Raw genomic sequence first — 18324 nt, 5'->3', positions numbered from 1 at the left:
GGCCTGGCATGAACACTTTTTTTAGGCTTACTGCGTTAGCTGGTCTGCTTGCATTAGCAGGCCAGGCACTTGCTGTGGAAGACATCACGCGTGCCGATCAAATCCCCGTTTTAAAGGAAGAAACCCAGCATGCGACGGTAAGCGAACGTGTGACGTCGCGTTTTACGCGATCACACTATCGCCAGTTCGATCTGGATCAGGCGTTTTCGGCAAAAATTTTTGACCGCTATTTGAATTTGCTCGACTACAGCCACAACGTGCTGTTGGCGAGCGATATCGAACAGTATGCAAAAAAGAAAACGGTCCTCGGCGATGAACTGCGCACCGGCAAGCTGGATGTCTTTTACGATCTCTATAATCTGGCGCAAAAACGCCGATTTGAACGTTATCAGTACGCATTAAGCGTACTGGCACGTCCAATGGATTTCACCGGTAACGACACCTTTAACCTCGACCGAAGCAAAGCGCCGTGGCCGAAGAGCGAAGCAGAGCTTAATGCGCTGTGGGACGGCAAGGTTAAATTTGACGAACTCAGCCTGAAGCTGACCGGTAAAACCGATGCGGAAATCCGCGAAACGCTGACGCGCCGCTACAAATTTGCGATTCGCCGTCTGGCACAGACCAACAGCGAAGATGTGTTCTCACTGGCGATGACAGCGTTCGCCCGTGAAATCGATCCGCATACTAACTATCTCTCTCCGCGCAATACCGAGCAGTTCAATACTGAAATGAGCTTGTCTTTGGAAGGTATTGGCGCGGTTCTGCAGATGGATGATGACTACACCGTCATTAACTCCATGGTGGCAGGTGGTCCGGCAGCCAAGAGCAAAGCGATCAGCGTTGGCGATCGTATTGTCGGCGTCGGACAGACGGGCAAGGGCATGGTCGATGTGATTGGCTGGCGTCTGGATGATGTCGTGGCACTGATCAAAGGGCCTAAAGGCAGCAAGGTACGCCTTGAAATTCTGCCTGCCGGTAAAGGTACCAAGACGCGCACCGTGACGCTAACGCGTGAACGTATCCGTCTCGAAGACCGCGCCGTTAAAATGTCCGTGAAAACCGTCGGCAAAGAAAAAGTTGGCGTACTGGATATTCCTGGCTTCTATGTAGGCCTGACTGATGATGTCAAAGTCCAGTTGCAGAAACTGGAAAAACAGAACGTCAGCAGTATCATCATAGATCTGCGTACCAACGGCGGTGGAGCGCTGACCGAAGCGGTTTCGCTTTCCGGTCTGTTCATTCCTTCCGGCCCGGTGGTTCAGGTTCGTGACAATAACGGTAAAGTGCGTGAAGACAGTGATACCGACGGCGTTGTGTACTACAAAGGCCCGCTGGTGGTATTGGTCGATCGCTTCAGCGCCTCAGCTTCAGAGATTTTCGCTGCGGCAATGCAGGATTATGGCCGAGCGCTGATCGTTGGTGAACCCACCTTCGGTAAAGGCACCGTTCAGCAGTATCGCTCCCTGAACCGTATTTACGATCAGATGCTGCGTCCGGAATGGCCTGCGCTGGGTTCTGTTCAGTACACGATCCAGAAATTCTACCGCGTAAACGGTGGCAGCACGCAGCGTAAGGGTGTTACGCCGGATATCATCATGCCGACAGGTAATGAAGAAACTGAAACTGGCGAGAAGTTTGAAGATAACGCGCTGCCGTGGGACAGCATTGATGCGGCGACCTACACCAAGTCAGATAATCTGACGCCGTTCGGACCTGAATTGCTGAAAGAGCACAATGCACGTATTGCGAACGATCCTGAGTTCCAGTACATCATGAAGGACATTGCGCGTTTCAATGCGATGAAGGATAAGCGCAACATCGCTTCTCTGAATTACGCTCAGCGTGAAAAAGAGAATAACGAAGATGACGCAATGCGTCTGGCGCGTATTAACGATCGGTTCAAGCGTGAAGGCAAACCGCTGCTGAAGAAACTGGACGATCTACCGAAGGATTACCAGGAGCCGGATCCATACCTGGATGAAACGGTAAAAATCGCGCTCGACCTGGCGCATCTTGAAAAAGAAAAGCCAGCGGAACAGCCCGCAACCAGTCAATAACCTCGAACAGGCACAAGAAATTGTGCCTGTTTTTTTAACAAGTGCATGAAGACGTCAGTCTGATACGATAAAATGTAAAGTTGTGTCTTTCTGGTGACTTAGCACCTATGGATGCTTGAAAATAGTCATAAGACCCATACGATATGGGTAATCGCATAGTGCGTTTTGTTAAATTGAGGTTAAAAGAGAATTATGATGCGAATCGCGCTCTTCCTGCTGACGAACCTGGCTGTGATGGTCGTTTTCGGGCTGGTATTGAGCCTGACAGGGATTCAGTCAAGCAGCGTTCAAGGCTTGTTGATCATGGCACTGCTGTTTGGTTTTGGTGGTTCCTTCATTTCGTTGCTGATGTCCAAATGGATGGCGTTAAAGTCCGTTGGCGGGGAAGTGATCGAACAGCCTCGCAATGAAAGAGAACGCTGGCTGATGAATACAGTTGCGAACCAGGCCCGCCAGGCCGGGATCGCTATGCCGCAGGTTGCAATCTACCATGCGCCAGATATTAACGCGTTTGCTACCGGTGCGCGCCGGGATGCCTCGCTGGTGGCTGTAAGTACTGGCCTGTTGCAAAACATGAGTCCGGATGAAGCCGAAGCGGTTATCGCGCATGAGATCAGCCACATTGCTAATGGCGATATGGTTACCATGACGCTAATTCAGGGTGTGGTGAACACCTTCGTTATCTTTATCTCACGTATTCTGGCGCAGATTGCCGCTGGGTTTATGGGCGGTAACCGCGATGAGGGAGAGGGTAGCAACGGTAACCCGTTAATCTACTTTGCGGTAGCGACGGTACTGGAGCTGGTATTTGGTATTCTGGCGAGCATTATTACGATGTGGTTCTCACGTCATCGTGAATTCCATGCGGATGCAGGCTCAGCGAAACTGGTGGGTCGTGAAAAAATGATCGCCGCGCTACAGCGCCTGAAAACCAGCTATGAGCCGCAGGAAGCGACCAGCATGATGGCGTTCTGCATCAACGGTAAATCCAAATCGTTGAGTGAGCTGTTTATGACTCACCCGCCGTTGGACAAACGTATTGAAGCGCTGCGCAGCGGTGAATACCTGAAATAATTGGCAGCAGACTAAAAATAAAAAGCGCGTCGACAGACGCGCTTTTTTTATGCCTGAACTCGCGGTTGTGTGATACGTAAGCCACTCACGATTGCGGCCAGCGAAGCCAGAATACCCGCTGTTATCAGCGAGACGTGTGTTCCGCTGTCACCAAACTGATTTAGCATCAGCGCAACCAGTGCGGCCCCGGTACTCTGGCCCAGTAAACGCGCCGTTCCGAGCATACCGCTCGCGCCTCCGCTACGATCACGCGGCGCGGAGGTGATGATGGTGTGATTATTCGGTGACTGGAACAAGCCAAAACCCGCACCGCACAAAATCATTGGCCAGATGATATTAAAATCAGAAGGTGATGCGGGCAGCAACACCAGCGAAAACAGCCCACACGCCATTACTGCCATGCCCAGCGCGCCCAGCAGACCCGCATGAACACGTTCAATCAGATATCCCGCCAGTGGGGCCATCACCATGGTTGCCAGCGGCCACGGCGTCAGTAGCAGGCCCGTTTCAACCTCGCTGCGCCCGAGAACCGTTTGCATGAAAAAGGGGAGAGAAACCATTGCCAGCATTTGTGCGCTGAATGAACAGATTGAGGTGCAAATAGAGAGTGAAAACAGCGGAATGCGTAGCAGATCAACCGGCAATAACGGTACTGGCAATGCGAGTTGGCGGCGGATAAAGAAAAACCCTACCACCAGAAGCCCCACCAGTTCAGCACCAATCAATTTTAGCGACTGTCCCTGTGCAAACCCGCTGAGTGCCGTGATTAACAAACCGAATGTTAAGGCGTTCATTACTGCGCTGGGCAGATCAAAGCGCGGTTTATTGCCACGTGAAGAATTGGGGGGCAAAAAACGCATAGCCAGTAGCAGGGCGATGATCCCCAGCGGGACGTTAATCAGAAATAGCCATTTCCACGAGGCAATAGAGAGAATTGCCGCCGCAATAGTCGGACCCGCTGCCGAGGAGACTGCCACAATAAAGGAGTTAATACCCATTCCGCGGCCAAGCTGGCGCTGAGGATAAATGAGTCGGATCAATGCCGTATTAACGCTCATCAACGCCGCGCCCCCAAACCCCTGAGCCACGCGCGCTAACGTCAGCATATGTAGCGAGTCTGACAAGGCACAAAACAGCGACGCCAACAGAAACACGACCAGACCACACTTATAAATGCGTCGGTAGCCAAACATATCACCTAAAAAAGAGAGTGATAACAGCGAAACAACGATCGCAATTTGGTAGGCGTTCACAATCCAGATTGAGCTGGCGGGTGAGGCCTGAAGATCGGTGGCGATAGTGGGGAGGGCAACGTTCGCTATTGCGCCGTCGAGTACTGCCATAGAGATGCCAATAACAATGGTTAAAATTGCGCCATATCGCTGGGGCAATGGCAGACCATCGGTCTGAGTTTTTTCCATAGGAAGTCAATATTGTCGGAATTTATGATGAGAATAATAATTTTAGCATTGATATTCAGGCGTTAGGTCGCAGATTTGTAACTAAGTAAGCAAAGAGCGATTGCGAGGGCTGATACGTGAAATTATAATAAAAACCGGTTCTGATTTTTATAAAACACTCGAAAGGGGTGATAAATGGCAATCGCAGATCTGGATAAACAACCCGATTCTGTATCTTCCGTGCTGAAGGTTTTTGGCATCCTGCAGGCGCTGGGTGAAGAGCGCGAAATTGGTATTACCGAGTTGTCGCAACGCGTCATGATGTCAAAAAGCACCGTTTATCGCTTTTTGCAGACCATGAAAACGCTGGGTTATGTGGCACAAGAAGGGGAATCTGAGAAATACTCACTGACCCTGAAATTATTCGAGCTGGGTGCTCGCGCGTTGCAAAACGTCGATCTTATCCGTAGCGCTGATATTCAGATGCGCGAACTTTCGCGCCTGACCAAAGAGACAGTACACCTTGGCGCACTGGATGAAGACAGCATCGTCTACATTCATAAAATCGACTCCATGTACAATCTGCGCATGTATTCTCGCGTAGGTCGCCGTAATCCACTGTACAGCACGGCTATCGGTAAAGTTCTGCTGGCATGGCGTGACCGCGATGAAGTGAAGCAAATTCTGGACGGTATTGAGTACAAACGCAGCACCGACCGTACTATTACCAATACTGATGAACTGCTGGTACTGCTGGATAAAGTCCGTGAGCAGGGCTACGGTGAAGACAACGAAGAACAGGAAGAAGGTCTGCGCTGCATCGGTGTGCCGGTGTTTGACCGTTTCGGTGTGGTGATTGCAGGCTTGAGTATTTCATTTCCGACGCTGCGTTTCTCTGAGGAACGTTTGCACGAGTATGTGGCGATGCTGCATACGGCTGCGCGTAAAATTTCAGAACAAATGGGTTATAACGACTATCCGTTCTAATCTGGCGTAATAGCGTCAACGTAAAAACCCCAGGTATTTTTGTATCTGGGGTTTTTTATGAACAGTCATAAAGTTAGTTGGTGCAAATAACGTAGCGTATGTATTGTTGCTATATTAACCGTTATCAATAATGACCGTACTTTTTCTTAACAAAGGGCAATCCGACAGGCCAATGATACCGCTGTTTGTGTGGACGTATTGTGCGGTGCTGGTTCCGCGGGCGGTCAGATATTGGCATTGCAAGCCCAGACCCGCTGCATTCTCCTTACTTCCAATCAAAATTCCATAGCCGCTCAGTAATAAACCGATCCAAACCAGAGCTAACAACACAATAGCGCGGATTATCAGACGCATTACAACCTCTTATCTTTTCTCGTTATTATTAGATTAGCCTGTACATGGGATGAAACAAGTGAATCATTCCTAAAAAGATTGAATGCCGATACAGTTAACGCTGGGTTTAGGTAACGCATGATAATTTATAGACATAAGATGTAGATTCGAAGAGTGGAGCTGGAGTGAAAAAAATTCGCTGGGTAGTGCTGATAGTTGTCGTGCTGGTATGCATACTGATGTGGGCGCAAGTGTTCAACATCATGTGCGATCAGGATGTACAATTTTTCAGCGGTATTTGTGCCATTAATAAATTTATTCCCTGGTAAGCGCATTTTTGCCACAGTTGATTACCTTCTTGTGTGGCAGTGGTAAACTACGCTGTCTACATTGAGGTGGTAAAATGAACGAAGTTTTGAATTCTGGCGCGTTGAGTTTGGCGTCTTTGGCTGTATCGGTGGTGATTCTGGTTGTCGGGCTTGTACTGTGGTTTTTCGTCAATCGGGCAAGTTCGCGTACTAATGAGCAGATTGAGCTGCTCGAAGCATTGTTAGATCAGCAAAAAAGACAGAACGCATTGCTCCGTCGCCTTTGCGAAGCGAACGAACCTGAAAAAGCGGCAGAGCCTGCTGCGGTCACAGCGAAGGATGAAGATGATGACATCATCCGCCTGGTAGCTGAGCGGTAAAAACGGTATGACAGGATGAGGATCTGTTGCTTTTGTTCTCAGATGTTTCATCCTGTCGCCAACGTGCCAGATTATTTTCTTCTGTACATGTCGTGTAATTAGCACTCTGATACGCGTGTAAACTCAGTATTTTCAGATGCTCCAACCAATTAATATCTTATCCCCGGTCTGATATAAATATAATTTCCCATACGATAAAAATATGATTATGTCATTTTTGTGATAGCGATCGTTTTATTAACAGCGAAACGTTTCTCTTACTTTTTTTGTGCATTGTCATCATTCTTTCATTATTTTGGTGCAAAAGCAGAAGGCGGATCTCATTTTTACGCTTGTGACATTTTATGCATTACTAAGCATAAAAAATGATATCCGGCACACCCTGTAACAGCTAATCTGGAATAACCGAAGCTATTGAGCTATGGTAGAAATGTCCCGGCAATGGTGCAAGCCAGGCGGGGGATGGGGCGAGCGGCGGGAATATAACACTACTCGGTGTGGCGCATAACTGTGCAGTTGCTGTTTGATGAACGACGGGATTTGTGCGACCGATCGAGACACGTTTAAAAATGGCTTGCCATTATTAACGTTGTATGTGATAACACGTTTTGGGTTAAACGAGGTACAGTTCTGTTTATGTGTGGCATTTTCAGTAAAGAAGTCCTGAGTAAACACGTTGACGTTGAATACCGCTTCTCTGCCGAACCTTATATTAGTGCCTCAAGCAGTAATGTCTCAGTTTTATCTATGTTATGCCTGCGGGCGAAGAAAATACTCTAAGGAATTTTGCAAATGGCAAAGATTAAAGGTCAAGTTAAGTGGTTCAACGAGTCTAAAGGTTTTGGTTTCATTACTCCGGCTGATGGCAGCAAAGACGTGTTCGTACACTTCTCCGCTATCCAGGGTAACGGCTTCAAAACTCTGGCTGAAGGCCAGAACGTTGAGTTCGAAATTCAGGACGGCCAGAAAGGTCCGGCTGCTGTTAACGTAACAGCTATCTGATCGACACCACTGATTTGAAGCGCATATGCGCAACCATCTCAGATATAAAGCCTCGCCTATGCGGGGCTTTTTAATTCAAAATACGTCTAAATATTTCTAAATGCCCTTCCATTAGCGCTTTGTTGCAAAGGCGTGATGTTCGTAGCATAGTTTTCCCCGCTTTCTTACGACATTTCTCGTTAAATCAGACACCTGAAAAACTATCTTGCTGGAGACCGGGTGAAAAAGAAAAACGACGGCGACGCGCGCAATTTTACTCCCGTACGTTTTGCCCTGCTTTGTGTGGCAATATTATTGAGTCTGGGATTGCTGCTGGGTCGGGTTGCGTGGCTGCAAATTGTCACGCCGACGAGTCTGGTGAAACAGGAAGACATGCGTTCGTTACGTGAGGTAACTATTGCCTCGCCGCGCGGGATGATTACCGATAGAGAAGGGCGACCGCTGGCGGTAAGTGTTCCGGTTAACGCCGTATGGGCCGATCCTAAGACCATCATCAGCAAGGGAGGCGTGGGTTACAACGAACGCTGGCAGGCTCTGGCAAGGACTCTGCATTTGTCACTTAGTACGCTGGCGGAACGCGTTAACAGTAATCCTGGCGGACGTTTTATTTATCTGGCACGACAAATTTCCCCTCAGCAGGCTGAGTGGGTCGATGATCTTAATCTCCCGGGCATCAACCTGCGCGAGGAATCCCGCCGGTTCTATCCCGCAGGCCACGTAGCGGCGAATCTCATTGGTTTTACCAACATTGATGGACAAGGCATTGAAGGGCTGGAAAAGAGCTTTAATAACCAGCTGATGGGTAAACCTGGCTCCCGTCTGGTACGTAAAGACAAATTTGGCCATGTCATCGAAAATATCACCGAAGTTACGCCTGTACCTGCACACGAATTACAGCTCAGCATCGACGAGCGTCTGCAGACGGTCACCGAAGATGCGTTGGACAATGCCGTTACGTGGAATAAAGCGGAATCAGGAGCCGCAGTGCTGGTCAACATTGCTACCGGTGAAATACTGTCCATGGCGAGCTTTCCTGACTTCAACCCCAATAATCGTGATGGCGCGGTACTGGATGATTTTCGTAACCGTGCAATTAGCGATACGTTTGAACCCGGTTCAACCGTTAAACCGCTGGTGATCATGACTGCACTCCAGCAGGGGATAGTACAACCCGACAGCGTGATTGATACCCATCCTTTTTACCTTGATGGACATCGCATTCGCGACGTCGGATTTTACCCGGAACTGTCGCTGACCGGGATTTTACAGAAATCGAGCGATACCGGCGTGTCGCACCTTTCATTGGCTATGCCTGTCCAAAAATTGCTGGATACCTATAAAAGCTTTGGTTTTGGCGACCCAACCGGACTGGGATTAACCGGTGAAAGTAGCGGTTTAATGCCTCAACGCCGCTACTGGAGCGATTTGGATCGCGCGACCTTTGCATTTGGTTATGGATTAATGGTAACGCCGCTGCAGTTGGCGCACGTATATGCAACCATTGGTAGTTTTGGTATCTATCGGCCCCTTTCGATTACCCGTATTGACCCGCCGGTAATCGGTACCCGAGTGATGCCGGAGGCGCTGGTTCACCAGGTTGAACATATGATGGAAAGCGTTGCGTTACCCGGTGGTGGGGGAACTAAAGCCGCGGTCAGAGATTATCGCGTGGCGGTTAAAACAGGAACGGCAAAGAAAATTGGTGATGACGGTAAGTATGTCGATAAATACGTGGCCTACACGGCAGGTGTTGCGCCAGCGAGCGACCCGAAATTCGCATTGGTTGTCGTCATCAATAATCCGCAAAACGGTGCTTATTATGGTGGGGCTGTCTCTGCGCCTGTCTTCAGCCAGATAATGGGTGATGTCCTGCGTCTGGAGAACGTTAAACCGGATGGCATGCCTGCTGACTCCGATCATCTGCTGGTGATGCACGGCAGCAACGTATCCTCGCCGTCGCTGTAAGTTATTTTCCCAGGGCGCAATTCGCGTTACACTTGCGCCCTTAAGTCACCTGCCGGAGTTGTCATGTCGTTTTCCTGTCCTCTTTGCCACCAGCCTCTTACTCAAGCGAATAACAGTTTTGTCTGCCCCGGGCGGCACCAGTTTGACGTGGCGAAAGAAGGGTATGTCAACTTACTGCCGGTTCAGCATAAACGATCGCGCGATCCGGGTGACAGCGCTGAGATGATGCAAGCCAGACGGGCATTTCTTGATGCTGGGCACTATCAACCGTTGCGTGATGCGATCGTGAATGTGCTTAAAGAGAAGTCGAATTCAGAAGATGCGGCGATCCTGGATATTGGCTGTGGGGAAGGGTATTACACCCATGCGTTTGCCGACGCGCTGGCGGGCTGTACAACCTTTGGTCTTGACGTCTCCAAAGTGGCAATTAAAGCCGCAGCCAGACGCTATCCGCAGGTGACCTTTTGCGTTGCCTCCAGCCATCGTCTGCCGTTCGCAGACGAGTCAATGGATGCCATCATCAGGATCTACGCGCCCTGTAAAGCGCAAGAGCTGGCTCGCGTGGTTAAACCGGGGGGATGGGTTATCACCGCCACGCCGGGACCGCGTCATTTAATGGAACTGAAAGGGCTAATTTATGATGAGGTGCGTTTGCATGCGCCCCATACTGAGCAACTGGACGGTTTTGTTCTGCAACAGAGTATTGCGCTGGGGTATCAGATGCAGCTTCAGGGCAGCGAGGCCGTTGCCTTACTGCAAATGACGCCGTTCGCCTGGCGGGCAAAGCCGGAAGTGTGGGAAACGTTAGCGGGGAAAACGACGTTTGACTGCCAGACCGACTTTAGTATTCATGTCTGGCAGCGCCTGAATTAACCGTGGAAGTGTGCCCAGAGGATCTGGGCACCGATACCAATCAGCACCACCCCACCCAAAATTTCTGCTCGTTTGCCCAGCATCGGGCCAATGAAACGACCGATCATCATGCCGAGCGTGGACATTATCAATGTGGCGCAGCCGATAGCCAGCGCGGTGGCAATAATGTTGACCTGCAGGAAAGCCAGACCCACCCCGACGGCCATTGCGTCAAGACTGGTCGCAATGGCGGTGGTAACCAGCAGCCAGAAACCGTGACGGCGCTGCGGCTCTTCATCTTCATCACCGTTGTCGCGAAAACCTTCGATTATCATTCGCCCGCCTAAAAAAATCAGCAGAATGAAGGCGATCCAGTGGTTCCACTCCAGCACGAATTTGCTGGCCAACATCCCCATGCCCCAGCCAATCAGCGGCGTAAGCGTTTCAACTGCGCCGAATATCAGACCTGTGCGCAATGCTTCAGAAAATTTGGGTTTATGCAGTGTGGCGCCTTTGCCAATTGATGCAGCGAAAGCATCCATCGACATGCCGAAAGCGAGAAGAACGGTAGCGGTGAGATTCATAACAGCGTCCTGACCGGGGTATCCATAAAACACATCACTGCCCCCAGTAACCATGCATACAGGCCGGAATCACTGTAAATACAGCGCCATTCAGATATGCATTGCAGTTGATGTGCCTATGGTCTCGCCTGACTGAACCTGTAAGTTCAGTCCGTACGCGCCACGTTTTTCAACGAGTATGTTGACACGTACATTTCCGGAGTCTGGAAATCGGCTACTCCCCAACGACGGGCGCAACCTTAACATATTTTGAGAATATAAAACAAGAAACGCAGAAATAATATTTGACTTCTAATTGAAAACGATTTTCATTTAGATTTAATTATAAATAAAACGTTAAAATAAATAACATTGCGGACAGTGAAATATAGCCTTGGCTATGTTTATTTTTATGCTGATATATAAAAAACATAGTTCAGGCTATATTTATAACTTATTGATTTGAAATTAGAAGTTTATATATTCTCTCAAGATCGTCTATATTTCGTACGCGAATCAACAATCTTCGATGTTCTAATTGCATCACCAATACACCGTCTTCAGATAAATTCATCTCTTTAATGCGGTTATATTCAATCCAGACATTGGCGAAGAAAAAACCTTTCTGCTTGAAGATGATTTTTGGCGTACGGATCCAGAACAGATACAACCCCATCAATACCAGTGCACATAATAACCATGTGGTAAATTGCGCGCCGTGGCTGGTGATGTTGTTGTAGATAAGAATAGCTACCAAGCCAAGGAAGATAACACTGTCGACTCTGCTACGGGGAAGCAGGGCGACAGTAAGCAGAGTAGGGCCATTACGGCGGGGCATGATGAACTGATCGTAAATGGCATACGCCAGCAGCGAAAAGATAAATAGAACCAGCACCAGGTCCGTGATAGTCATGAATCCTCAACCCTCTAAATAGAAAAACCGGGGGCAAGCCCCCGGTGGTGTACAACAGTCTTACAGGCCGAGCAGTCCGACAGCGTAGCCCGCGATACCGATGACGAAGAAGCCAACGATGATCCACAGCGGGTTCACTTTCTTACGCAGCAGCCACATACAGGCGAATGTCAGCAGCAGAGGAACCAGACCCGGCATTAGCTGGTCAAGGATAGTCTGCACGGTGGTAACACGAGTCTGACCATCCTGACCGGTGATAGTAGAAACCACCAGTGGGATGTTTACGTGCGTCCACTTGTTAACCAATGCTCCCATGACAAACAGGCCGAGGATTGACGCCCCCTCAGTCAGTTTCTGCAGGAAGCCGCCGCCCATATCTTTAACGATATCGACACCTTTACGGTAGCCATATGCCACACCGTAATAACGGGTTGCCAGACGAACCAGGTTAAACAGGATGAAGAACAGCAGTGGCCCCAACAGGCTGCCGCTCATCGCGATACCTGCGCCGAGTGCGGCGAAGACCGGACGTACGGTACCCCAGAAGATCGGGTCACCGACGCCTGCCAGCGGACCCATCAGACCAACTTTGATACCGTTGATGGCACCATCGTCAATCTCTGCGCCGTTTGCACGCTGTTCTTCCATTGCCAGCGTAACGCCCAGTACTGGAGCCGCTACGTACGGATGGGTGTTAAAGAATTCCAGGTGACGCTTAATCGCTTGCTTACGTGCATCGTTGTTTTCCGGGTACAAGCGGCGGATAGCCGGTACCATGGAGAAACAGAAACCCAGCGCCTGCATACGTTCGAAGTTCCATGAACCCTGAAACAGGTTAGAACGAATGAACACGCCACGAATGTCACTCGGAGTGAGTTTTTTCTCGGTGGTAGTTTTAGTCATATCAACCATTTCGCTCACCTGCTAGTCCAGTTCGTTATCGAGATCGTTATTGCCAGCCGCCGCAGCAGGTGCACCGGCTACGCGGTTATATTTCGGGCTCAGCTGAATGTAGAGGATGGCCATGACTGCGCCAATCACACCCAGAGCAACCAGGTTGAAGTTAGTAAATGCCGCGGTGACGAAGCCGAGGTAGAAGAATGGCATCAGATAGCCTGCGCGCATCATATTGATGACCATCGCATAACCAACCACTACGATCATACCGCCTGCGATGTTCAGACCACCGGTTACGACTTCCGGAATGGCGTTAAGCATGCTCTGAACTTCACTGGTACCAACAGAAATCGCTACGATTACCGCCGGGATAGCGATACGCATAGCCTGCAGGAACAGAGAGGATACGTGCAGCCAGGAGAGCGCCGTCAGGTTACCGTTTTCGGCCGCCTTATCCGCTGCGTGCTGGAATGCTACGGTGATAGTACGAACGATAATGGTCAGTACCTGGCCTGCTGCTGCCAGTGGGATAGCCAGCGCGATACCGGCACCAATGCTTTGGTGACCCGCGATAACCAGAACGGTAGAGATAATTGAGGCCAGCGCGGCATCTGGTGCAACCGCAGCACCGATGTTCATCCAGCCCAGGGCGATCATTTCCAGGGTACCACCGATGATGATACCGGTTTTCATATCCCCGAGAACGGCACCAATCAGCGTACAGGCCACCAACGGACGGTGGAACTGAAATTCATCGAGTACCGACTCCATACCCGCGATACATGCGACGATGAACACCAGCACAATCTGAAGAGTGGTAATCTCCATTGTACTTCTCCTATTGCTATACAGACTTAAGTGTGAAAACTAAGTAAATGCCAGGGAATTATTTCACCTTGGCAATCAAATCCATCATTTTCAGTTTCTGATCGGTAGAAACCTTACGGGCCTCAAGCTCAATACCGCGTTCGTTGAGTTTCTTGAAGGCTTCGATGTCTTTGTCATCGACAGAAATTGCGTTGTTTACCTGCGTTTTACCCTGACGGAAAGCCATACCGCCAATGTTTACGGAGGTAATTTTCACACCACCTTCAACGATACGTTCTACGTCGGTTGGGTTGGTGAACAACAGCATCACACGCTCACCTGCATATTTCGGGTTGTTGTAGACGCGGATCATTTTCGCGACATCAACCACATGCGCCGTCACACCCGGAGGTGCTACCTGAGTCAGCAGCGTTTTACGCACGGTATCGGCGGCAACTTCATCACTGACGACGATAATGCGCGTTACGTTGGTTTCTTTGGTCCAACGGGTCGCAACCTGGCCGTGAATCAGACGGTCATCGATACGCGCCAGACCGATCTGCATATAATCGTTCGGTCCCATCGGTTTCGCGGGGGTTGCTGCTTTCGGTGCCGCGACGGGGGCAGGAGCGGCTTTTTCCACCGGTTTTGCTTTCAGCGCTTTCACACCTTCGCTACCGGTTTCAACGGCCAGTGCCACTAATTCATCAAAGCTTGGGTTGTCATCACGCGCCATGAAGGTCTCAACCAGCATGGGAATGTTCACACCGGCGATTACTTCGTAATGCTCTTTATCGACGACAATGCGGCTCGCAGCGTTAAACGGGCTGCCTCCCCATGTGTCAACGAGAAACAGCACGCCTTTACTGGTATCGAGTTTTGCCAACTGAGCGTTGTACTTTTCGATCAGCGTTTCAGCATTTTCGCCTGGAACGAAATCGATCCAGCCGACGTTTTCCTGCTCGCCTAACAGCATCTCTGCCGTCTTAAGTAACTGCTCTGCAGCCCAACCATGTGTGCCTATTACAATAGCAATGGTCACTTGCTACCTCCTTTATTATCGTTAACACATCAACGTGAAGATGTATTTGAATCGTCGTCCGCAATCGAATCGATTCAGATAAGGGTTACAAAGAAAAACCTATGATTTTCGTGAATTATTTTAGATATCGAAAAAAATATTTTATGTGATGAAGATCCGTAATTTAACTTCCGATAAAAAGAAATTTCGAAGGGTAAAATATCTCCGAAACAACTTATTGCAAAGGAAGGTAAATCTTTGCTAAAAACAGCTTCTCTCTGTTATGTTTAGCATCTGTTTAATTACTCAGGAGTATAGGGCAGTAGCCCACCATATGGATCGTCACCGACGTCATTTCACCTTCAGGCCGTATCAAGCCTGTCAGATTGGCACTTTTTGCCACAAATTTTCTCTGCATATCGCTTTAACGCCTGAGATCCTCAGCGCGCAGTTTGGTCATTCCTTAAGCAGGAGCTTGTCATGGAATTATTAATGGACCCGCAGATTTGGGTGGGTTTGCTCACGCTTGTCGTTCTCGAAATTGTTCTGGGTATTGATAACCTGGTCTTCATTGCGATCCTGGCTGATAAGCTGCCGCCGAAACAGCGTGATAAAGCGCGTTTAATCGGTTTGTCACTGGCACTGATTATGCGTCTGGGCTTGTTGTCCGTGATTTCGTGGATGGTGACGCTGACAAAGCCGCTGTTCACGGTAATGGACTATGCGTTCTCGGGGCGCGATCTGATTATGCTGCTGGGGGGGATCTTCCTCTTGTTCAAGGCTACGACAGAGCTGCATGAGCGGCTGGAAAACCGTGAACATGATACCGGGCAGACGAAAGGGTATGCGAGCTTTTGGGTTGTCGTAACGCAGATTGTCATCCTCGATGCGGTGTTCTCGCTGGATGCCGTGATTACGGCGGTCGGCATGGTCAACCATCTGCCAGTGATGATGGCGGCAGTAGTGATTGCCATGGCCGTGATGCTGCTGGCCTCTAAGCCGCTGACACGATTTGTGAACCAACACCCGACGGTGGTGGTGCTGTGTCTGAGCTTCCTGTTGATGATTGGTCTGAGCCTGGTTGCCGAAGGGTTTGGCTTCCATATTCCGAAAGGTTATCTGTATGCGGCGATTGGTTTCTCGATCATCATCGAGCTGTTTAACCAGATTGCCCGTCGTAATTTTATTCGCCACCAGTCGACGCTGCCGCTGCGTGCACGTACTGCCGATGCAATCCTGCGTCTGATGGGCGGTAAACGTCAGGCCAGCGTGCAGATGGAATCCGATAACCCGGTGCCGGTTCCTGTCCCGGAAGGCGCGTTTGTGGAAGAAGAACGCTATATGATCAACGGCGTCCTCTCCCTGGCGTCGCGTTCGTTACGCGGCATTATGACGCCACGTGGTGAAATCAGCTGGGTTGATGCCGACCTGAGCGTGGCGGAAATTCGCGAGCAGTTGCTCTCTTCACCTCACAGCCTGTTCCCGGTGTGTCGTGGCGAACTGGATGAGATCATCGGTATCGTGCGTGCTAAAGAGCTGCTGGTGGCGCTGGAAGACGGTGTGGATGTGGCGGCGATTGCCTCTGCTTCTCCGGCTATTGTTGTTCCGGAGACGCTGGACCCGATCAATCTGTTAGGCGTACTGCGTCGTGCCCGCGGTAGCTTCGTTATCGTCACTAACGAGTTTGGCGTAGTGCAGGGTCTGGTCACGCCGCTGGACGTATTAGAAGCCATTGCCGGTGAATTCCCTGATGCCGATGAAACACCTGAAATTATTGCTGATGCAGGTGGTTGGTTGGTCAAAGGCGGTACCGATCTGCATGCGTTGCAACAGGCGCTGGACGTGGATACGTTAGTGAATGAAGACGAAGACATCGCCACGGTGGCAGGTTTAGTCATTGCGGCTAACGGCCATATTCCACGTGTAGGTGATGTTATCGAAGTCGCACCGCTGAGCATTACGATTGTCGAAGCGAATGACTATCGTGTGGATTTAGTTCGCATTGTTAAAGAACAACCCGCTCACGACGAAGACGAGTAACCGGGTTTAGCGAAACGGCATGACGGGCATACTGTGTCGCCCGTTATGTCGGGTGGGCGGCGGCGTGCTGCCCGCCAGCCATTTTGGGAAATCACGCAGCGGCATTGGCTTTGCGTACAAAAAACCTTGCAACAAATGTACGCCGTGTCGGCGCAAATGCTGAGCCTGCGCTTGGGTTTCAACGCCTTCCGCCACCAGTTCTATATTCAATTTTTTCCCCAAAGCGATAATGATGTCTGTGACGGTTGAGTTCACGGCGTCTGTTCCTATGGCCGAAGTAAATGATTTATCGATCTTCAGCACATCCGGGCGTAGTTTTTCCAGCCAGGAGAGCGAGCTGTTACCGGTACCGAAATCATCAATCGCCAGTTTTACGCCAAGCCGATTTAATTCGCGTACGACCCGATAATCCACATCCAGTAACGCATCGCGTTCGGTCAGTTCGATAACCAACTGCTGGATTGGGTGCTGGCTGAACCAGTACTGATTAAGATCTTTTAGCAGCGTGCCGTTACGAAAATGGCTGGCGGCGACATTAATCCCAATATGAAACTGACTGCTCATCGGGAAAACGTGTCTTTGCTGAATGGTTTCTGCGATGACATGACGGGTTAGCGGCACAATCAGGTTGTGCTCCTCAGCGATGGGAATAAACACTTCCGGAGAGATCCAACCCTGGCGTGGGTTATTCCAGCGTAGAAGAATCTCCACGCCCATGCATTGCTGGGTTTGCGCATTAAGCAGCGGCTGGCAAAATAGCTCGAATTCCCGAGCAGCAAGGGCCAGATTAATCTCCCAGGAAAAACTCATTCTGCTGGCGGTCGCCAGCCATGCCAGGTAACCCACTAATAAACTTAGGATCACCGCCAGCGGCAGCTGTGTTGGCAGATGTTTAATCGCCAGTTCACTGGGACCGGGGCCGGTGACGCTAATGGTAAACGGGAAATGTTGAGATGACAGCTGGTAGCGTTTTTCATCATTTAGCTTAGGCAGAGTATCGACCACACCTTGATCATACAGTAGATGCCGATTACCAACGGTTAAGCTGGCATCGGTGATCTGCGGCGGCTGGGGTTCAAGCAACATAGACGACAATAAATCAATATTGACGATTTCCAGCACGCCATCTTCACCATCAGCAGAGGACGGGTACCACTGCGTCAAAATCGGACTCCCTTTAATCAGCGAATGGTCAGTAGACAGCAGCAGTTGCGGTTCCCGGCTGGGTAATTCGGGCTGTAGTTGACGAATGGGGACATTGCGATACCCAAAAATGCTGGAGCAATAGAGGATCCCGCTTTGAATCAGATTAATAGAACGCACCGTTTGCAGTCTTGCGGCATGTTTGCTTAAGGGTAAACGCGCCACTGAGCAGGGGAGGCCAATTAACGGCAGCAATACATCACGTCCGGTCTGCAAGGGTAAAAGCACGTCATCCAGTTCTTCTACAGCATGGTTGGCAAAGGTGACGATATTTCGGTGATTTAAATTACGCTCCGAAATAAATCGGACAGTTAATGTGAGGATGAGCGTCAGTAGTGCACATACTGTGCAGACGATTAAGCGATTCCGGCGATAATTTTTAATGATCCGTTGTGCTGTTTGCATGCGGGCCGCCCGATAAGCCGTTGGTCACAGAAGCCAACAGCAACAGAGCAAGTGTAGTGGGGAAAATTACAGTAGACGAGGGAGAGGGGGCAAATTCGCCCATCCGTCGCAGATGGG

General features: G+C 50.0%; 19 protein-coding genes. 11 read left to right on the top strand and 8 right to left on the bottom strand.

Going from position 1 to position 18324, the window contains the following annotated elements; translation table 11 throughout:
* The first annotated feature begins 8 nt into the window (after positions 1 to 8).
* Entirely contained in the window at positions 9 to 2057 is a 2049-nt protein-coding gene (gene prc, locus OGY18_RS12890) for a carboxy terminal-processing peptidase (RefSeq protein WP_048235216.1), read from the top strand.
* Between the two features lie 192 nt (positions 2058 to 2249).
* Positions 2250 to 3131 (top strand): protease HtpX, encoded by an 882-nt coding sequence (gene htpX / locus OGY18_RS12885; RefSeq protein ID WP_003034964.1) that lies wholly within the window; start codon positions 2250 to 2252, stop codon positions 3129 to 3131.
* Positions 3132 to 3178: 47 nt separating this feature from the next.
* On the opposite strand, the gene OGY18_RS12880 is transcribed toward htpX, so the two are convergent.
* On the bottom strand, positions 3179 to 4552 hold the full coding sequence (locus tag OGY18_RS12880; RefSeq protein WP_148361872.1) for an MFS transporter: 1374 nt from the start codon (positions 4550 to 4552) through the stop codon (positions 3179 to 3181).
* Positions 4553 to 4726: 174 nt separating this feature from the next.
* On the opposite strand from OGY18_RS12880, the gene kdgR reads away from it, so the two are divergent.
* Entirely contained in the window at positions 4727 to 5518 is a 792-nt protein-coding gene (kdgR, locus tag OGY18_RS12875; protein ID WP_003833778.1) for a DNA-binding transcriptional regulator KdgR, read from the top strand.
* 114 nt (positions 5519 to 5632) lie between these two features.
* Here the strand turns inward: kdgR and OGY18_RS12870 are convergent, their stop codons facing one another.
* Positions 5633 to 5872 carry a YobH family protein gene (locus OGY18_RS12870; RefSeq protein WP_003034975.1) on the bottom strand — a complete coding sequence of 80 codons (240 nt, stop codon included), beginning with the start codon at positions 5870 to 5872 and terminating at the stop codon, positions 5633 to 5635.
* Positions 5873 to 6036: 164 nt separating this feature from the next.
* Between OGY18_RS12870 and mgrB the strand changes: the two genes are divergently transcribed.
* The 6 genes from mgrB to rlmA all read left to right on the top strand — a co-directional run bounded on the left by mgrB (position 6037) and on the right by rlmA (position 10379).
* Positions 6037 to 6180, top strand: a complete 144-nt coding sequence (gene mgrB, locus OGY18_RS12865; RefSeq protein WP_003034977.1) for a PhoP/PhoQ regulatory lipoprotein MgrB — start codon at positions 6037 to 6039, stop codon at positions 6178 to 6180.
* Positions 6181 to 6254: 74 nt separating this feature from the next.
* The gene (locus tag OGY18_RS12860) at positions 6255 to 6539 is read left to right on the top strand and encodes a YebO family protein (protein ID WP_003833774.1); all 285 of its coding nucleotides are present in this window, start codon (positions 6255 to 6257) and stop codon (positions 6537 to 6539) included.
* A 636-nt stretch (positions 6540 to 7175) separates the two neighbouring features.
* The gene (locus OGY18_RS12855) at positions 7176 to 7319 is read left to right on the top strand and encodes a DUF2627 domain-containing protein (protein WP_003034983.1); all 144 of its coding nucleotides are present in this window, start codon (positions 7176 to 7178) and stop codon (positions 7317 to 7319) included.
* Between the two features lie 12 nt (positions 7320 to 7331).
* Positions 7332 to 7541: a transcription antiterminator/RNA stability regulator CspE gene (cspE, locus tag OGY18_RS12850; RefSeq protein ID WP_001062678.1), complete on the top strand. Its 210-nt coding sequence runs from the start codon at positions 7332 to 7334 to the stop codon at positions 7539 to 7541.
* Positions 7542 to 7760: 219 nt separating this feature from the next.
* Complete coding sequence (ftsI2, locus tag OGY18_RS12845) at positions 7761 to 9506, top strand: peptidoglycan DD-transpeptidase FtsI2/PBP3(PARA) (RefSeq protein WP_003833773.1); 1746 nt, start codon at positions 7761 to 7763, stop codon at positions 9504 to 9506.
* Between the two features lie 63 nt (positions 9507 to 9569).
* Positions 9570 to 10379, top strand: coding sequence for a 23S rRNA (guanine(745)-N(1))-methyltransferase (rlmA, locus tag OGY18_RS12840; protein ID WP_054528455.1), 810 nt, complete (start codon positions 9570 to 9572; stop codon positions 10377 to 10379).
* On the opposite strand, the gene mntP is transcribed toward rlmA, so the two are convergent.
* The 5 genes from mntP to manX form a co-directional block, all read right to left on the bottom strand.
* On the bottom strand, positions 10376 to 10942 hold the full coding sequence (mntP, locus tag OGY18_RS12835) for a manganese efflux pump MntP (RefSeq protein ID WP_020996621.1): 567 nt from the start codon (positions 10940 to 10942) through the stop codon (positions 10376 to 10378). The genes rlmA and mntP overlap by 4 nt on opposite strands.
* A 433-nt stretch (positions 10943 to 11375) precedes the next feature.
* Positions 11376 to 11834, bottom strand: coding sequence for a DUF986 family protein (locus OGY18_RS12830; protein ID WP_003021010.1), 459 nt, complete (start codon positions 11832 to 11834; stop codon positions 11376 to 11378).
* A gap of 60 nt (positions 11835 to 11894) precedes the next feature.
* Positions 11895 to 12746, bottom strand: a complete 852-nt coding sequence (locus OGY18_RS12825) for a PTS mannose transporter subunit IID (protein WP_003833769.1) — start codon at positions 12744 to 12746, stop codon at positions 11895 to 11897.
* A gap of 12 nt (positions 12747 to 12758) precedes the next feature.
* A complete protein-coding gene (locus OGY18_RS12820; RefSeq protein WP_003021004.1) occupies positions 12759 to 13559 on the bottom strand; it encodes a PTS mannose/fructose/sorbose transporter subunit IIC in 801 nt (266 codons plus the stop codon).
* 58 nt (positions 13560 to 13617) lie between these two features.
* A complete protein-coding gene (gene manX, locus OGY18_RS12815) occupies positions 13618 to 14580 on the bottom strand; it encodes a PTS mannose transporter subunit IIAB (protein ID WP_003833768.1) in 963 nt (320 codons plus the stop codon).
* 262 nt (positions 14581 to 14842) lie between these two features.
* Here manX and OGY18_RS27545 point away from each other — a divergent pair, with 262 nt between their 5' ends.
* Positions 14843 to 15052, top strand: coding sequence for a protein YoaL (locus tag OGY18_RS27545; RefSeq protein WP_008785027.1), 210 nt, complete (start codon positions 14843 to 14845; stop codon positions 15050 to 15052).
* A complete protein-coding gene (gene yoaE / locus OGY18_RS12810; protein ID WP_008785026.1) occupies positions 15040 to 16599 on the top strand; it encodes a CNNM family cation transport protein YoaE in 1560 nt (519 codons plus the stop codon). Before OGY18_RS27545 ends, yoaE begins: the two co-directional genes overlap by 13 nt.
* 6 nt (positions 16600 to 16605) lie before the next feature.
* Here the strand turns inward: yoaE and pdeD are convergent, their stop codons facing one another.
* Positions 16606 to 18207 (bottom strand): cyclic di-3',5'-guanosine monophosphate phosphodiesterase PdeD, encoded by a 1602-nt coding sequence (gene pdeD / locus OGY18_RS12805; protein ID WP_008785025.1) that lies wholly within the window; start codon positions 18205 to 18207, stop codon positions 16606 to 16608.
* Positions 18208 to 18324: the final 117 nt, after the last annotated feature.

Origin of the sequence: Citrobacter sp. Cpo142 (genome assembly GCF_030332425.1) — a bacterium.
Classification (GTDB): domain Bacteria; phylum Pseudomonadota; class Gammaproteobacteria; order Enterobacterales; family Enterobacteriaceae; genus Citrobacter; species Citrobacter portucalensis.
This window is presented reverse-complemented; position numbering and strand designations above follow the sequence as displayed.

What these genes read in the sequence shown, in the direction of transcription:
- prc (WP_048235216.1), top strand. Translation starts at nt 9, where the DNA reads ATGAACACTTTTTTTAGGCTTACTGCGTTAGCTGGTCTGCTTGCATTA.
- htpX (WP_003034964.1), top strand. Translation starts at nt 2,250, where the DNA reads ATGATGCGAATCGCGCTCTTCCTGCTGACGAACCTGGCTGTGATGGTC.
- OGY18_RS12880 (WP_148361872.1), bottom strand. Translation starts at nt 4,552, where the DNA reads ATGGAAAAAACTCAGACCGATGGTCTGCCATTGCCCCAGCGATATGGC.
- kdgR (WP_003833778.1), top strand. Translation starts at nt 4,727, where the DNA reads ATGGCAATCGCAGATCTGGATAAACAACCCGATTCTGTATCTTCCGTG.
- OGY18_RS12870 (WP_003034975.1), bottom strand. Translation starts at nt 5,872, where the DNA reads ATGCGTCTGATAATCCGCGCTATTGTGTTGTTAGCTCTGGTTTGGATC.
- OGY18_RS12860 (WP_003833774.1), top strand. Translation starts at nt 6,255, where the DNA reads ATGAACGAAGTTTTGAATTCTGGCGCGTTGAGTTTGGCGTCTTTGGCT.
- OGY18_RS12855 (WP_003034983.1), top strand. Translation starts at nt 7,176, where the DNA reads ATGTGTGGCATTTTCAGTAAAGAAGTCCTGAGTAAACACGTTGACGTT.
- cspE (WP_001062678.1), top strand. Translation starts at nt 7,332, where the DNA reads ATGGCAAAGATTAAAGGTCAAGTTAAGTGGTTCAACGAGTCTAAAGGT.
- rlmA (WP_054528455.1), top strand. Translation starts at nt 9,570, where the DNA reads ATGTCGTTTTCCTGTCCTCTTTGCCACCAGCCTCTTACTCAAGCGAAT.
- mntP (WP_020996621.1), bottom strand. Translation starts at nt 10,942, where the DNA reads ATGAATCTCACCGCTACCGTTCTTCTCGCTTTCGGCATGTCGATGGAT.
- OGY18_RS12830 (WP_003021010.1), bottom strand. Translation starts at nt 11,834, where the DNA reads ATGACTATCACGGACCTGGTGCTGGTTCTATTTATCTTTTCGCTGCTG.
- OGY18_RS12825 (WP_003833769.1), bottom strand. Translation starts at nt 12,746, where the DNA reads ATGGTTGATATGACTAAAACTACCACCGAGAAAAAACTCACTCCGAGT.
- OGY18_RS12820 (WP_003021004.1), bottom strand. Translation starts at nt 13,559, where the DNA reads ATGGAGATTACCACTCTTCAGATTGTGCTGGTGTTCATCGTCGCATGT.
- OGY18_RS27545 (WP_008785027.1), top strand. Translation starts at nt 14,843, where the DNA reads ATGTTTAGCATCTGTTTAATTACTCAGGAGTATAGGGCAGTAGCCCAC.
- yoaE (WP_008785026.1), top strand. Translation starts at nt 15,040, where the DNA reads ATGGAATTATTAATGGACCCGCAGATTTGGGTGGGTTTGCTCACGCTT.
- pdeD (WP_008785025.1), bottom strand. Translation starts at nt 18,207, where the DNA reads ATGCAAACAGCACAACGGATCATTAAAAATTATCGCCGGAATCGCTTA.